The 13,874-nt window shown below is 72.1% G+C and carries 21 protein-coding genes; 3 read left to right on the top strand and 18 right to left on the bottom strand.

The window, feature by feature from the left end; translation table 11 throughout:
* Nucleotides 1–22: 22 nt before the first annotated feature.
* The 18 genes from ACFY6U_RS22905 to ACFY6U_RS22990 all read right to left on the bottom strand — a co-directional run bounded on the left by ACFY6U_RS22905 (nucleotide 23) and on the right by ACFY6U_RS22990 (nucleotide 11,077).
* Nucleotides 23–1,507: a hypothetical protein gene (locus ACFY6U_RS22905; protein ID WP_390040889.1), complete on the bottom strand. Its 1,485-nt coding sequence runs from the start codon at nucleotides 1,505–1,507 to the stop codon at nucleotides 23–25.
* 170 nt (nucleotides 1,508–1,677) lie between these two features.
* Nucleotides 1,678–2,502 (bottom strand): hypothetical protein, encoded by an 825-nt coding sequence (locus ACFY6U_RS22910; RefSeq protein ID WP_390040891.1) that lies wholly within the window; start codon nucleotides 2,500–2,502, stop codon nucleotides 1,678–1,680.
* Nucleotides 2,499–3,296 carry a hypothetical protein gene (locus tag ACFY6U_RS22915; RefSeq protein WP_390040893.1) on the bottom strand — a complete coding sequence of 266 codons (798 nt, stop codon included), beginning with the start codon at nucleotides 3,294–3,296 and terminating at the stop codon, nucleotides 2,499–2,501. Before ACFY6U_RS22915 ends, ACFY6U_RS22910 begins: the two co-directional genes overlap by 4 nt.
* A gap of 175 nt (nucleotides 3,297–3,471) precedes the next feature.
* Entirely contained in the window at nucleotides 3,472–3,678 is a 207-nt protein-coding gene (locus ACFY6U_RS22920; protein WP_390040895.1) for a hypothetical protein, read from the bottom strand.
* Nucleotides 3,675–4,205: a hypothetical protein gene (locus tag ACFY6U_RS22925; protein WP_390040897.1), complete on the bottom strand. Its 531-nt coding sequence runs from the start codon at nucleotides 4,203–4,205 to the stop codon at nucleotides 3,675–3,677. Before ACFY6U_RS22925 ends, ACFY6U_RS22920 begins: the two co-directional genes overlap by 4 nt.
* A gap of 161 nt (nucleotides 4,206–4,366) precedes the next feature.
* The gene (locus ACFY6U_RS22930) at nucleotides 4,367–4,867 is read right to left on the bottom strand and encodes a single-stranded DNA-binding protein (RefSeq protein WP_390040899.1); all 501 of its coding nucleotides are present in this window, start codon (nucleotides 4,865–4,867) and stop codon (nucleotides 4,367–4,369) included.
* Complete coding sequence (locus ACFY6U_RS22935) at nucleotides 4,867–5,394, bottom strand: HNH endonuclease (RefSeq protein ID WP_390040901.1); 528 nt, start codon at nucleotides 5,392–5,394, stop codon at nucleotides 4,867–4,869. The genes ACFY6U_RS22930 and ACFY6U_RS22935 overlap by 1 nt, the downstream gene beginning before the upstream one ends.
* Before the next feature lie 114 nt (nucleotides 5,395–5,508).
* A complete protein-coding gene (locus ACFY6U_RS22940; protein ID WP_390040903.1) occupies nucleotides 5,509–5,697 on the bottom strand; it encodes a hypothetical protein in 189 nt (62 codons plus the stop codon).
* Nucleotides 5,694–6,155, bottom strand: coding sequence for a hypothetical protein (locus tag ACFY6U_RS22945; protein WP_390040905.1), 462 nt, complete (start codon nucleotides 6,153–6,155; stop codon nucleotides 5,694–5,696). The genes ACFY6U_RS22940 and ACFY6U_RS22945 overlap by 4 nt, the downstream gene beginning before the upstream one ends.
* On the bottom strand, nucleotides 6,152–6,856 hold the full coding sequence (locus ACFY6U_RS22950) for a cell surface glycoprotein (RefSeq protein WP_390040907.1): 705 nt from the start codon (nucleotides 6,854–6,856) through the stop codon (nucleotides 6,152–6,154). Before ACFY6U_RS22950 ends, ACFY6U_RS22945 begins: the two co-directional genes overlap by 4 nt.
* A gap of 4 nt (nucleotides 6,857–6,860) precedes the next feature.
* Complete coding sequence (locus ACFY6U_RS22955) at nucleotides 6,861–7,748, bottom strand: hypothetical protein (RefSeq protein WP_390040908.1); 888 nt, start codon at nucleotides 7,746–7,748, stop codon at nucleotides 6,861–6,863.
* A gap of 75 nt (nucleotides 7,749–7,823) precedes the next feature.
* A complete protein-coding gene (locus ACFY6U_RS22960) occupies nucleotides 7,824–8,063 on the bottom strand; it encodes an aromatic ring-opening dioxygenase LigA (RefSeq protein ID WP_390040910.1) in 240 nt (79 codons plus the stop codon).
* Nucleotides 8,063–8,830, bottom strand: coding sequence for a hypothetical protein (locus ACFY6U_RS22965; RefSeq protein WP_390040912.1), 768 nt, complete (start codon nucleotides 8,828–8,830; stop codon nucleotides 8,063–8,065). The genes ACFY6U_RS22960 and ACFY6U_RS22965 overlap by 1 nt, the downstream gene beginning before the upstream one ends.
* Nucleotides 8,827–9,891 carry an ERF family protein gene (locus ACFY6U_RS22970; RefSeq protein WP_390040914.1) on the bottom strand — a complete coding sequence of 355 codons (1,065 nt, stop codon included), beginning with the start codon at nucleotides 9,889–9,891 and terminating at the stop codon, nucleotides 8,827–8,829. Before ACFY6U_RS22970 ends, ACFY6U_RS22965 begins: the two co-directional genes overlap by 4 nt.
* A complete protein-coding gene (locus tag ACFY6U_RS22975) occupies nucleotides 9,888–10,262 on the bottom strand; it encodes a hypothetical protein (protein WP_390040916.1) in 375 nt (124 codons plus the stop codon). Before ACFY6U_RS22975 ends, ACFY6U_RS22970 begins: the two co-directional genes overlap by 4 nt.
* Nucleotides 10,259–10,597 (bottom strand): hypothetical protein, encoded by a 339-nt coding sequence (locus ACFY6U_RS22980; RefSeq protein ID WP_390040918.1) that lies wholly within the window; start codon nucleotides 10,595–10,597, stop codon nucleotides 10,259–10,261. Before ACFY6U_RS22980 ends, ACFY6U_RS22975 begins: the two co-directional genes overlap by 4 nt.
* Before the next feature lie 67 nt (nucleotides 10,598–10,664).
* The gene (locus ACFY6U_RS22985; RefSeq protein ID WP_390040920.1) at nucleotides 10,665–10,856 is read right to left on the bottom strand and encodes a hypothetical protein; all 192 of its coding nucleotides are present in this window, start codon (nucleotides 10,854–10,856) and stop codon (nucleotides 10,665–10,667) included.
* Nucleotides 10,853–11,077 (bottom strand): XRE family transcriptional regulator, encoded by a 225-nt coding sequence (locus tag ACFY6U_RS22990; protein ID WP_390040922.1) that lies wholly within the window; start codon nucleotides 11,075–11,077, stop codon nucleotides 10,853–10,855. Before ACFY6U_RS22990 ends, ACFY6U_RS22985 begins: the two co-directional genes overlap by 4 nt.
* A gap of 319 nt (nucleotides 11,078–11,396) precedes the next feature.
* Here ACFY6U_RS22990 and ACFY6U_RS22995 point away from each other — a divergent pair, with 319 nt between their 5' ends.
* From ACFY6U_RS22995 to ACFY6U_RS23005, 3 genes are read left to right on the top strand one after another with little or no spacing between them, the layout of a single operon-like run.
* Nucleotides 11,397–11,858, top strand: coding sequence for a helix-turn-helix domain-containing protein (locus tag ACFY6U_RS22995; RefSeq protein ID WP_390040924.1), 462 nt, complete (start codon nucleotides 11,397–11,399; stop codon nucleotides 11,856–11,858).
* Between the two features lie 22 nt (nucleotides 11,859–11,880).
* A complete protein-coding gene (locus ACFY6U_RS23000; RefSeq protein ID WP_390040926.1) occupies nucleotides 11,881–12,219 on the top strand; it encodes a hypothetical protein in 339 nt (112 codons plus the stop codon).
* A complete protein-coding gene (locus ACFY6U_RS23005) occupies nucleotides 12,216–13,862 on the top strand; it encodes a recombinase family protein (RefSeq protein ID WP_390040928.1) in 1,647 nt (548 codons plus the stop codon). Before ACFY6U_RS23000 ends, ACFY6U_RS23005 begins: the two co-directional genes overlap by 4 nt.
* Nucleotides 13,863–13,874 lie beyond the last annotated feature (12 nt).

Below are 13,874 nucleotides of genomic sequence, written 5' to 3' on the forward strand. Positions count from 1 at the left end.
GCGAGGGCGGGCCGGTGGGTGATCAGTCCGTCGGGCGGTGGGCAAAGACGCACTGCGAGGACCTGAGCATCTTCTCGACCTTCCAGCCGCGGCGTTCGAGACGGTCGGCGAGGCATTCGAGGGCGGGGCCGTGCCCGGGGGTGTCGCGGCGGATGATGCGCCCTCCCTCAAGCCAGTAGACGGCGACGCGTCCGCCCTCGCGGGGGTCGACCAGATAGCCGCGTACGTCCTGCTCGGCTTCGGTCGGGTCGCTCACGTCGTGGTGGTCGGTCATGCGGGCGACGGCGAGGCCGTCGAGGGCGGCGCGGGCGGCGATGACGTTCGGGTGTCCGGCGTCCGCGGGGGTGCTGCCCTCGGCGGTGCCGGCGTGGCCCACGATTACGCCCTCGATCACGCGGCGAGCGGGCAGAGTCTCGGCCGGCTCGGTGGCGGCCTCGGCGCGGCGCGCGTCGATTCGGGCCTGTACGGCGGCCGGGACGGGGGCGCCGTGGGCGATGTGCTCGGCGGCCTGTCGCTCGTCCATCTTGGCGCGGTACGCCTCGCGGTCGGCGGCGGCCTTGGCGCGGATGCGGGCGAGGCCGTCGGGGTCCGGGGTCATGCGCACCGTGACGGCCTCGCGGGCGGGCTGGTCGCCCTCGGTGAACAGGGCGCCCTGTTCCGCGGCCGGCTCAACGTCAAACAGGGTGTCGCCGGCCTGCTGCTCGCCGATCCAGTCGCCTCGCCACGTGGCGGCGATGGCCTCGGCCTCGGTCACCTCGGCGGCGGCCTCGCGTGCCTCGATGTCCTCGGTGGTCTCGTCGGCCGGCTCAACGTGGCTTGGGTGGATGGTCGAGGTGGTGCCGTGGTCCCACTCGATGGTCACGTTGTCGCGGGTGGTGGTCTGCGTGTCGAGGTGGAACGTGGGCACGTTGACGGCGGTCACGGTGCCGGTGCGGTTGCCCTGCTGCACGCGGGCGCCCTCGTCGTAGGGGGCCGGCTCGATCTCTTCGCCGGCGAGGGGGAAACCGTAGCTGCGGGCGACCTGCTCGGCGGCCTCAGCGCTTGCCGCGTACGCGCCGCCCTCGATTTCGCGGGCCGGTGCGGTGAGGGTGTGGAGGTCGCCGTTCTCCTTGGTGATGGCGGCGGGCCACGCGCTGACCAGGATGCCGACAACCTGCTCGGAGTGGATGACCAGCACGTCACCATCACGGATGTCGTAGCGGCTCTGAGTGTGGTTGTAGGCGGTCCCGGTGCTGGTGAAGTGGTGGACCATGCGGGCCGGGGAGTTGCCGGCGCGCTTGATCCACAGGCGGGCGGCGTCACGCTGGGGGCGGTTGCGCTTGCTGGCGAGCAGGGCCTCGGCGTACCTGCTGATGACGTGCAGCACGCGCGGGCTGGTCGGCTCGATGACCAGGGTTCGACCGCGCCCGCGACGGGCGGCGGCGAGGGCGGCGGCGGTCTCGTCGTCGCCGATGAACTGGTCGGTGAGGTAGTCGGCGAGGGCGCCGGGGATGGTGACTGCGCTCATTGGGGGTTGCTCCCTTGGGCTCGTCGGTCAGTGGGTCCGCCGGGTGACGTCCGGCGGGAACGCCACTGTATCCAGTTCAGAACCAAGTTCACAACCCGGTTCAGAACTTTGTTCAGAGATGTTGTGTGGGGCGAGGGCCGGCTCAACTCCCGTACGGCCCCCGCGAGGTGCTACGCCGGCTCCTTGGCCCGCTCGCGCGCGGCGGTGACGCCGACCCACAGGTCGACCAACTCGGCGCCTCGCCACACGCGGCGGCGGTGGTCGAGGACGGCCGGGGCCGGGCACTGCTCGCCACGGGCGCAGAACACGGCCGGGATGTCGCCGGCCTGCGTGACGCCGGTAAGCGGCCCGCCGCACCAGGGACACGGGTAGTCGAGCGTGGTCGCCCTGCTGTCGCGGTTCAGGGCGCGCTCGATGGTCCGGCGCGCGCGGCCGGCCACGCTGGCCACGTGCTCGGCGAGCAGGGCGGGCAGGGGCCGGAACAGGTCGCCGGCCGGCTCGTCGAGGGCTCGCCCTTCCAGCCATACGGCGGCCCAATGCAGTCCGTACGCGCGGGATCCGGCCGAGGCGGCGGCGGCCGGGCCTATGTCGCGGGAGGTGGGCAGGTTCCATCGGGCGAGGTTGGCGCGGTCGTCCTCCTCGACGGCGGGGCGCTGTACCTGCTCGGCCACGGCGTCGGCGAGGTCGAACAGGTCGCGCTCGACGGACAGGGCGGCGTCGAGGGCGGTGAGGTTGAGCGGGGCGGGGTGCTCGCGCAGTGTCAACGGCACACGCCCGATGGTCGGTTCGGCCGGCATGGGGTCGTCGGCGGCCTGCGCGGCGGCGAGCTGGTCGAGGAAACCGGCGCACTCGCGCGGCGGCCACTCGGCGGCCGGGGGCTGCTCGATGGCGGCGAGCAGGTCGCCCCACTGCTCGCGAACGGCGGCGAGGTCGACGGCGGCGCGGCGGCCGGCGGCCGGCGAGGTGACGGGCGCGGTACGGGTCGGGGTGCTCATCGGGGCTGCTCCGTGGTGGTGACGAACTGGGCGGCCGGGATGCCGGCGGCGCCGTACTGGCGGATGTGGTCGGTGGCTTCGGTCGTGGTGAGGCCGGCGGCGCGGGCCTGTCGGCCGGCGATGACGTCGGGCAACTCGGCGGCCATGGCGGCGCGGTCGGCGAGGCGGTCGCGACGGGCGGCGAACCATGCGGTTCGGTACCGGATGGCGCGGTCACGCGTGGCGGTGAGGGCGGCGCCGAGGGTGTCGAGCTGGTGCACGGCCGTGCGGCGGACGGTGGCCAACTCGACGGCGTGGGCGCGGGCCTGCTCGGCGAGGCGGGCCTCGGTGCTGTCGGCGGCCTCGGCGAACGCAGTGTGTACGGCGACCTGCTCGGGCGACAGTCCGTCGTGTTCGGCCACGGCTGCGAGGGCGGCGCCGAGGCTGGTGGCGGTGCGCACGCGGGCGAGGGTGGCCTCGGCCTGCTGGGCGCGGGCCTGCCAATTGGAGCGCTGTTCCGTGACGGCCCGGTACGCGGTGAGCTGTTCCTCGGCGTCGACGGCCCGCTGTTCCATCTCCCGTATGGCAGCGTCGGCGGCCTCGCGGTGGCGGTCGAGTGCCTGCGTGGTGCCGGCCATGGCGCGGCGGTTCTCGTCGCCGAGGCGCATCTCTTCGGTGACGTGCTCGCGCAACAGGGCGGCCTCGGTGCGGGACAGGGATCCGCGGTCGGCGCGGGCGAGCAGTACGCCGAGGACGGCCCGCCGGTCGGTGCGGTCGCGGTTGCGGCCCTTGGGGGCGTGCTGGCGCTGGGTCACGGGGTGAACTCCTGCTCGGGGAAAGTGAGTTGGCCGAGGGTGGGCTGTCGGGTGCCGCGGGCGACGGGTAGGCCGGCGTGGGGGCCGTCGGCGGCGCGGGCGCGGCGGCGGCAGATGGGGCCGAGGCGGTCGACGGCGGGCCGGCGTAGGGGCCGGCCGCATCGTCGGCACGTCGTCACGGGTGCGGGTCCCTTCGTCTGCCGCGGTCGTGGCGGGCGAGGCGCAACAGGTCGCGGTCGTCCTGTGCGCGGCGACGCTCGGCGCGGTCGTGGGGGTCGAGGCGGGCGAGGGGGCCGGGGGCGCGGCGGGCGAGGTAGGCGCCGATGGGTGCGCCGGCGAGGACGGCGGCGGCCACGGTGAGGGCGCCCTCGATGGGGCTCACTGCTGCGCCTCGGCCGGGTCGAGGTCGACGGCGTGCGCGTCGAGGGCTTTACGAACACTGTCCATGCCGGTGAGCAGGGCGCGGGTGCCGCGGGTCACGCCCCATCGCTCGCGGGTGTCGTCGCGGTGCGTCCGGGCGAGGCGGGCGCACTCGCGGGTGTGCGCGGCGAGCAGGGTCCGGGCGGTGGCGTACGCGGCATCGGCCGTACGCGGCTCGGGGTCGAGCAGGGCGGCGGCGAGGGCGTGCAGCGTGGGCGAGCTGCTGCTCGCGTGGAACTCGATCGACTGGCGCGTCTCCTCGGCAGCGCGACGGCCGTTCGGCCCGACGGTGGCCATGCCGCGGGCGAGGGCATCGCCGGCGCCGGCCGCGGCGGCGAGCAGGGCGGCCGAGGGCGAGACGGGGTGATCGGGGCATGGGGCGCCGGTGGCGAGGGCGCGACCACAACGGCCGTGCTGCGCCACGGTGTCGACGGCGGGGCGGTGCTGGTCGAGGTCGACAACCTCGGCGGGGGTGGGCTGCTCGGGCACGGGGGCGACTCCTGAAACGGTGCGGACTTCGCGGTGTTGGCGGTGAACCACTGCACGTGTGGTGTTCGGGGTGGCGGTGAACACGGACGTGATGCACACGAACGGGCGGCTTCCCGCGCGCGGGGTGGCCGGCGACCGGTCGCGGGCGCGCGCGGGATCGGTCAAAACGCCGGCTCGTCGCCGTAGCGGCCGGCGGGGGCGTTGGACTGCCACGGGTCGCCCTGGGCCTGCTGGCCGTGGCCATATCCGCCCTGCTGCGCCTGCTGGCCGTAGCCGTTCGAGGTGGTGTTCTGGCGGCCGTTGGCCTTGGTGACGGCGGCGGTGGCGTTGCGCAGACTCGGCCCGACTTCCTCGACGTCGAGTTCGTACACCGTGCGCTTGATGCCCTCGCGGTCCTCGTAAGAGCGCTGCTTGAGCCGTCCCTGAACGATGACGCGGGTTCCGCGGGCGAGGGAGGCGGCGACGTTCTCGGCGGCCTGTCGCCACACGGAGCACGTCAGAAACAGGCTCTCGTCGTCCTTCCATTCGTTGGTCTGGCGGTCGAACGTGCGGGGCGTCGAGGCCACGCGGAACTTCGCCACGGCGTGACCGGACGGGGTGAACTTCAGCTCGGGGTCGTCGACCAGATTGCCGATGACGGTGATGGTGGTTTCTCCAGCCATTACGCGGCGGTCCTCTCACGGATGCGGTGGGTGGGCAGGGGGATGACGGGGGCGGCCTGCTCGATGCGGGCCTCGGCGCGGCGGGCGCGGGCACGGGCGTTCTTGCACGCGCGGCATTTCCGGGTCCCGTTCGCCGCGCGGATGGTGTTCGCCTCGTCGTAGGCGTGGCGGGCCGGGCAGTGCGTGACGGCGGCACGGGCGGCGACGTGGTTCGAGCTGCGCAGCACGTTTTCGCGGTGGGTCACCGGTTCGAGGTGGGCGCGGTTCACGCACGCGCGGCGCCGGCATCGGTGGTCAACGTCGAGGTTGGCGGGTACGGGCGCCCCGTCGGCGAGGGCGACGGCGGCGCGGTGCGCCTTGACGGTGCGGCCGTCGAGCCAGAAGTGCCCGTAACCGTCCTCGTTGATCGCTCCGTCCCACAGTCGGCAGGTGCCGGGGCAGTCTCGGCGGAGTGACCAGGGGCCGGGCTTCGTCTTGGCGTGGAAGCGGTCGGCCGGGGTCGGCACGGTCCGGGCTATGGGCGCCATGTGGGTACCTCCGCCGAGTAGATGCGTGGGCCTTGGGCGGTAAATACCGCCCAAGGCTGGACGATAGCAGGAGTGGGAATGTGCAGGAATCCGGGAATTCCCGGGGGTGACCTGCTATCGGGGGCTGTGCGCGGCCGTTTCCGGGCCGTTCGCGGTCGGGGCGGAGGTGATCGCCCACCCGTCGGCTTCAAGGGCGCGGATGATGCGCCACGCGGTCATGCCGGGCCGGTTCAACAACTCGCGCACGGTGGAGTCTTCAAGTGCGGCGCGAACAACGGCGGTTGCAGCGTGGGGCGTGGTCACGGGCGGGCTCCTGCGGTGTGGCGGGCGGTGACGCGGCCGGTGGCCTCGCGGGGGACGGGCGGGCACATCATCAGCCGTTCGAGGGCGGCCTGTTCGAGGTCGCGGGCCTCGGCATCGGCGAGGCGCCGCTCGGCCTCCTCGGCACGCTGGCGGGCCTCCTCGACGGCGGCGCGATGCGCTGCACGCTGCTCGGCGAGCAGGGCCGGGCCGTCGAACTCGTCGAGGGTGCGCCACGTGTCCCACCCCGTATGTTCCTGAACGATCACGTACGCCCCATCGGTGGCCCACGTGCGGGCGATGCGGTACGCCTTGCGCTTGTCGGGCGTCTTGGTCGCGGCCGGCTTGTCGGGCCGGTCGTTCCAACTCCCCTCGACGCGGAACGCGTTGACGTTGTGCGTGCGGTCGGTCGCCTTGGCCTTGCGGCGGTGCTGGCGGGCCTGCTTCGGGGTCGGGCTCATCGGGCGGTCTCCTGGGCAGTGTGGCGGACGGTGGCGAGGTCGAGGCGGGAAGGGTGAGGGGTGGCGCGGGGGACGCGGCGGGCGTTACGGCACGGGTCGCCGGCGCTGGCGAGGCAGTGCTCGTAAGGGCACGCCACATCGAGGGCGTCGGGCCGGTTCTCGGCGGCGGCCCGCTCGCGCGCTGCTCGGCGGGGCCGGTGCTCGGCGAGGGCGTCGGCAACGCTGCGCGGCATGTACTCGCCGAGGGCGGCGCGGCGGGCCTCGGCCCGGGAGCGCTCGCCGGGCGTGAGTGCCGCGGCGGCGCCGTACGTCAGTTCGCGGTACGACGTGGCGGTGACGGCTCCGACGGCGACGGCCTGCCGGCCCGCATACAGGGCCTGCACGTACGCAACGGAGTTGTCCGGGTCGACGGCCGGCACGGGGTCGTGATGGCGGCCGATCACATCGGCTTTGAAGGTGTGCCATGGCCGGGACACGTCCGACGGGCGGATCGGGTAGGGGCTGGTGGCGATGTGGTGGCGAACAACCTGGGACGCGTCCCAGTGACGGCCCTCGGGGTGGGGCGCGGTTGGGGCGACGTCTGACAGCAAGTCGGCCCACTGGTCGAGCCGTTCGCCGGCGGCCTCGCGGGTCTTGGGCGCCCGGTCGGGGTCGAGGCGGTCGGCGTAGGCGAGCAGGGCGGCGACCTGGGGGCGGTCCATCGGCTTACTTCTCCTCGGCGAGCAGGTCGGCGTACCAACCGGCGGCTTGTGCGGCGCGGCCGGTGCCGGCGGTGCGGGAACGGTTCAGCGGGATCACGTCGGCTCCGGGGCCCGCGGCGGGGGCGGCCGGTGTGGTGCCGGCGGCCGGGGCGGGCGGGAGTCCGTTCCACGCGCGTAGGAAGTAGCGGGCGTGGGAGACATCGCGGCGGCCGGCGGCGCGGACGGCGGCCGAGGCGAGCATGTCGGCGCCGGACCGCTTCATCAGGGCGTCGAGGGTGAACCACTCGGTGGTGTTCAGGTCCCATCGGACGATGACGCCGGCGGCGGTGATCGTGTCGACCAGGGGGCGGGCGAACTCCGGGATGGGAGCGACGCGCGACGGCCCGCGCTCCCTCACTCCTTCACTCACTCCCTCTATGGGTGAGTGATGGGGTACGGATTCCGGACCACTAGCGGTCTGGAATCCCGACCAGAAACCGTCTTGGGCCTCTTCCCCTTGCGGACCGGATTCCGGACCGCTATCCGGCGCGGTTGTGGTCGAAGCCTCGGACCGCAAACGGTTTGTGGTCGGAGTTTCCGACCGCTGGGGTTGTGGTCCGGATTCCCGACCACTACGGCGGCTGTAGTTGACGGCCTCGGGGATGCGGTAAAGGGCGGCGCGGCTGCCCGCGGCCGGCTCTACGGTCTCCAACTCGCCCGACTCGATGGCCGAGGCGACGGCGGCAAGCGTGGTGCCCTTGGTGGCGTTCAGGCGGCGCACCAGGGCCGCGGTGCCGATACGTGCGGTCGCCTCGGGCCCGGTGATGGCGTCGGCGACCGCGAGCATGACCATGCGCGGGTTGCCGCGGGTGCGGGAGTGCTGCCACACCCAATCCATGGCGTCGAGGGTCACGGCGGGGGTTGCTCCTGTTCGGGTGGTGCGGCCGGCGGCGAGGGGCGCGGGGCTCGTCCTCGCCGCCGGTCCGGTTCAGTGGGCGGGGCGCCGGCTGGTGCGGGCCGGCTGGTGCTCGTCGCACTTCCAGCCGTTCGCGTAGAAGCGGACGGGGACGGCACCACAACGGGGGTTGCCGTAGTCGCACACGTTCGGCGGCTTGTCCTCGACGGTCGGCGCCTCGATCTCGACGGCGAGCTGTCCGGGCACGTTCTCGGGCGGCGGCTCGTCGAGGCGGCGGCGCATGGCGGCGAGGCTGGCGGTGGTCGCGCGCATCACCCCTCGCCCCCCTCGGCCGGCGCCGGCGTGGGGGCCGGCGGGGCTGGGGCGAGGGCGGGCAGATGGTCGGCGAGGTCGCCGGCACGCCACGCGACGGCGACCAACTCACGGCCGGTGGCCGGTTGTGCCTTGCTGCCGCGGGTGTAGGTGATGCGGTGCGAGGCGGCGCGGGACGGCAGTATCTCGACGCCGGGCACGTCGTGTACCACTCCCGACGTCTCGTCGACGTACCGGGCGGCGCCGGCCGCGGTCGCCTCGGCGAGGACCTTGCCGGAGAATCCGGGGCGCACGCGGGTCACCACCTGGGCGGGGATGACCTCGACGACGTGCTCGGTGGGGAAGTGGTCGCGCACCCATACGCGGAACGCTTCCTCGTCGACCACCTGCGCGGCCCGCTCGCCGCCCTGTCGCGAGACGCTGCCCACCTTCGTCCCGTTGGGCAAGGTGGCGTCCGTCTTGGTGGTGCCGCTCGCCTTGTACTGCCGTTCGAGCAGGTCGTCGGCGGTGCTCTTGGCGTCCTTGTACGCGTCCTTGACCTGGTCGAGCAGGGCGCCGAGGACGGCCTGACGGGTGACGGCATCACGCACGGCCGTCGGGTCCGGGGCGGTCGACTCCTCGCCGGCCTCGGCCTCTTCGGCGGCCGGCTCCGCGGGCTCCTCGCCACGCGCGGCCCGCTCCTCGACGTCGAGCCGGTTGAGGCCGATGCGGTCGGTGACGGTGTCGAGGTGGTGCTGTTCGATGTCCGTGAGGGGCTGCTCAGTCACTGGCCACCCCCGGCGGCGGCTTCGATCTGCTTGCGGAACGCGTCGAGGGTGACGGCCGGGGCCTCGGCGACCGTTTTGCCGAACGCGCGTTCAAAGTCAGCGTCGAGGGTGGGCAGGTTGGCGCGACTGGCGGCGAGCCTGAGCCGGTTCTCGGCCTCGGCGCGGGCCCGTTCGACGTTCGCCAGTACGGCGGCCTCCTGCTCGGCCGGCGTCTCGCGCTGCTCGCCCTGCTCCGGGTCGCGGTGGCGGTGCGGGTTGTTCGTGACGGCCTGCTCGCGCTGGCGGGCCACGGCGTCGAGGCGGTCGAGGTAGTCGGCAGGGGCGCCGGCCTTGACGGCGGCGGCCCGGATCGCGTCGAACGCTTCACGGCTGGGCGCCTGCATCGCCTCGGCGAGGTAGTCGCGGCGCGAGGGCTGCGGCGCCTGCTCCCACGGTCCGGGCTCGGCCCGGTGGGAGCGGCGCGGCTGCTGCCCGCGCGGGGCGCGCTGCTGTCGCTGCTGGGTGCGCTGCTGCCGTTCGGCGCGGTGCTCGGCGGGCGGCTCGACGGGGTGATCCCGGTCGCCATCGTCGATGCTGCGGCCGTCCACGGGGATCATGAACAGTGTGAACAGAAGGTATTTGAGGGCGGCGGACTGAGCCTTGTTCGTGGCCTTGTCGGCGAAGTCGCTTGCCTCGCCCGGTACTTCGGCGGTGAGGCAGTCACCCGCGGGCCCGTAGACGTGGTACCGCATGGTGATGTTGACGTGCGTCATCTTCTCGCCGCGGCGCTCGGCGCGGTGGGCGGCGATGCTCGGCAGGATGAACAGGCCGTGGGCCCGCATCGGTCCGGCCATGGCGGACATCGCGTCATCGACTCCGCGGAACTTGTAGCGCTGCTGCTGGTTCTCCTTGTCCTTGGCGACGGGCATCACGTCGCGCATCACGGCGGCGATGGCGGCAAAGACGCGGGGCGCATCGGCGGGGGCGCCGGCGGGGGCCGGCTGGTAGATCGGTGCCGGGACCGGTGCCGCGGGCATCGGCGCGGCCGGGGCGGCGGGCAGGGGCAGGGCGGTGACGGTCACGGGCGCGGGCTCCGGGCGGTGCGGTGGCGGATGTGGGCGGCGAGCCTGGTGAGGCGGGTGCCGAGGGTGATTGCGTCTTCGGGCGTGAGCACGTCGTCGAGGCGGTCGGCACTGGGGCACTCGTCGAGCAGGGCCTCGCGGGTGCCGTCGGCCTCGGCGGCGCGCATGGCGCGCACGTGGTCGGGCATGTCCTCGGAAACCTCGGCGAAGTCGAGGCGCAGCACGCGCGCGGCGTGCGCGGCGAGCAGGGCGCCCACGGCGTCCGGGTCGGCGGCGTAGGACAGGGCGAGGTCGTCGAGCAGGGCGGCGGCGCCGCTGCCGACGGGCAGGCGAACGGCCTGCCCGTCGACGGTGAGCTGAGGGGCAATCACGCGGCCGGCTCCGTGTCGGTCACGGTGCCGGTGGCCACGTCGTACGTACGCGCGCCGGTCCAATCGACCTCGGGGAGCAACCGGCGCAGCAGGCCGTACGCGGCGCGGTGCTGCTCGGCGTCGGCGCCCACGGGCCGGCCGTCGGCGCCGGCGAGGACAACCCACTTGGCGCGGCCGTCCTCGCCGGCGTGCGTCTGCACGGCGGCGGTACCGGGGGCGATCTGTTCGAGCTGACGCGCGATGACGCTGCGGCGAGTGAGCTGCCGGCGGGCGCGGTGGGCGCCCTGTAGGCCAGATATGGCGCGGGGGATGCGGGTACTCTGCGGGGTGTTCACGATGGTGCCCTTTCTGGTGCTGTCGGACGGGCCGTCCGGGCGCAATCCGGGCGGCCCGCCGTGCTTTTCAGGCGGCGGCGCGGTGCGCGGGGGCCGGGGCCTGCTGGCGCTGCTGGCGTTCGAGGCGGCGCATGATCAGCTCGACCTCGGGGGTGAGGCGGCCGGCGGCACGGTCGGTGTCGCGACGGGCGCGGGCGGCGTCGAGGACGCGGCGCGCGTTGGCGATGGCCTGCGCGCGGGGGATCACGTCGGCGCTCATATGGCGGCCTGCTCGGGGGCCGGCGTCGGTGTGAGGAGCTGGGCGGCGGTCACGCCGTAGTGCTGCTCGACGACAACGGCGAGGGCGGCGGACGGAGCGTTGCGGCCGTGCCACAGGCGCCATGCCGTTGTCCGTGCAACCTTCAACCGGCCCTGTAGGTCTACGGGGCGGTGGTCGCCGAGGCTTCGCGCGGCGGCGTGCAGGGTTGAGCGGTCGTACATGTGACTGTCCTTCCCGTGGGCGGTACGTATCGCCCACGGGTGGAACAGTACACGCGTGGGCGGTCCGCGCAAGATCAATGCACGCGGAACGTGACCGAGGATTCTTACTTTCCCTTCACCGAATCCCCATCTAGCCTGGTCAGAAGGCGCTTGATGATCACGCGGTGGCAATGGGTGGCCACGGAACGCAAGCCTCCTGTAGGGTTTCGCTCACCTGTTCGATGTGGGGGCCGGGTGGCATGGGGGCAATTCGGACGGCCGAAGGGCCGGTTTTTGACGTGCACGCGTACGGACCGCCCACGCGCGGTATGTTCCACGCATGGAACAAGAACCCGAGCGGGACGAAGAGCAGACGAGACGCGCGTTCGGCGCGTGGCTGCGCACCTGCCTCGAAGAGCGCGGCTACGTCCTCAGCCCACGCGGGGGCGGACAATCCCGCTTCGCTGAAAACGCCGGCCTCGGCCGCTCCACCGTGGGACGCATCCTCAACGGCCAAGGCGCCACAGATACCGACGTCCTCAAAGCCATCGCGAAAACCCTGAACGTGAGCTACGGGGAAGTGCTCGTTCGTGCCGGCATCGCCACTGTCGAAGAACTCGCCGCCGTACGCAACGCCACACTTTCCACCCCAGAAACCGGCTCGCTGACCATCGAACAAGCGGCCGTCGGGCTGGGATTCGTCGAGGAACCGGAACACGGCCTCTTCGTCGCCATGAGCAACACCCTGCTACGCCAACTACAGGCCAGGACCAACGACGAAAACCGCGCCGCCGGTACCTGACCTCTCATACAGGAGAGACCGAATGAGAAACCGCGCCGAAGTCCTCGCACCTCTGCTACTTGCCTCTGGCATATCCGGCGTCTTACTCGGTCTCGCCCGCAACAACCAACGGCTTACATGGGCCGGATCCGGAGTGCTCGCACTCGGCGCCCTCGCCACCGTGCACCGCACGGCAAAAGCGCACCAGGACACAAACGACAGACTCGCAGCCGCCGAGGCCAAGGGGTACCGCCAAGCGCTCCGCGACGTGGGGGCCGGCCTGTTCAACGACGGCCCCAAAGAAGCCAGCACCAAAGACAACGTTATCCAGATGCGCCCACCGCATGACGGAGGCGCAGAACGCGAACGGAAGGCACAGTGACGCAACTGCACGTACCGCCCACGTTCCAAGGCTCGCCGGACATCGACGGCGAACCCTGGCTCGGATACATCCGCGTCAGCACATGGAGAGAGGAGAAAATCAGCCCCGAACTACAGGAAACCGCCTTACGAGCATGGGCCAGACGGACCGGTCGGCGCCTGCTCGAACCACTCATCATCGACCTTGACACAACCGGCCGGAACTTCAAACGCAAGATCATGGGAGGCATACAGCGCGTCGAGAAAGGCGAAGCCCGAGGCATCGCCGTATGGAAGTTCAGCCGCTTCGGCCGCAACGATCTCGGCATCGCCGTCAACCTCGCCCGCCTCGAACACGCCGGCGGACAACTCGCTTCCGCCACCGAAGACGTCGACGTCCGCACAGCAGTCGGACGCTTCAACCGGCGCATCCTGTTCGACCTCGCCGTGTTCGAATCCGACCGCGCCGGCGAACAGTGGAAGGAAACCCACCAGTGGCGCCGCGCCCACGGCCTACCAGCCACCGGCGGCAAACGCCTCGGGTACATCTGGTACCCCCGCCGCATCCCCCACCCCACAAAACTCGGAGAGTGGATCACCCAGGATGAGCGGTACGAGGTCGACGAGTCGTCGCGCGTGGACATCGAAACCCTGTGGAGCCGCAAACTCGGTATCGGTCAACCGGCACCCGACGGGTACGGAAGCCTCGCCGCATGGCTCAATACCCTCGGCTACCGCACAAGCGACGGAAACCCATGGCGAGACGACAGCGTGCGCCGATACATGCAGGCCGGTTTCCCCGCGGGACTGCTCCGAGTCCATCACCCTGACTGCCATTGCGACTACACAGCCAACGGCGGCAACTGCACGCGATGGATACACATAGACGGGGCGCACGAGGCGATCATCGCCCCAGAGACCTGGGAGAGATACGAGGCCCACAGCGCCGAACGGCGCAGCATCGCGCCGCGGGCCCGCAACCCCCTCTATCCCCTCACCGGCCTCGCACGGTGCGGAGGCTGCCGACAGGGCGCCGCCAACACCTCAGCCCGGCGTGCCGCCGGCCGCATCCTCGGCTATGCCCTCGCCTGCGGGCAGAGTCGAAGCGGCCTCTGTGACAATCCGGTATGGGTACAGCGCGTCATCGTCGAGGACGAAGTACGGACGTGGCTTGCCCGCGAGGCAGCCGCAGACATCGACGCTGAACCGCCCACTCCCATCCCACAACCCCGCGACGAACGCGCCGCCGCGGGTCGACAGCGGGAACGCCTTCAAGCCGAACAGACACGGCTTACGAACGCCCTTACCAACCTCGCCGTGGACCGCGCCACGAACCCCGAGGCGTACCCCGAGGGCGTATTCGAGGCCGCACGGGAACGGATCTTGAAGGATAAGAAGACCGTTACCGAAGCCCTTGAAGAGGCGGCACAGGTCGAGGCCATGCCGCAGCGCGCCGAACTCATCCCCCTCGCCGTCGGCCTGCTCGAAGAGTGGGACACGTTCGAGGCCGCTGAGACGAACCGAATTCTCCGGTCCCTCATTCGCCGAGTCGTGGTCACTCGGGGGGCTGCCGGACGCAAGGGAGTCGAGGGCAGCGGACAGACCACGATCGAGATTCATCCCTTGTGGAAGCCCGACCCGTGGGCGGAGACGCCGGCGGCGTAGTCACGCTCGGTT

The organism is Streptomyces sp. NPDC013157 (assembly GCF_042899865.1).
Taxonomy (GTDB): domain Bacteria; phylum Actinomycetota; class Actinomycetes; order Streptomycetales; family Streptomycetaceae; genus Streptomyces.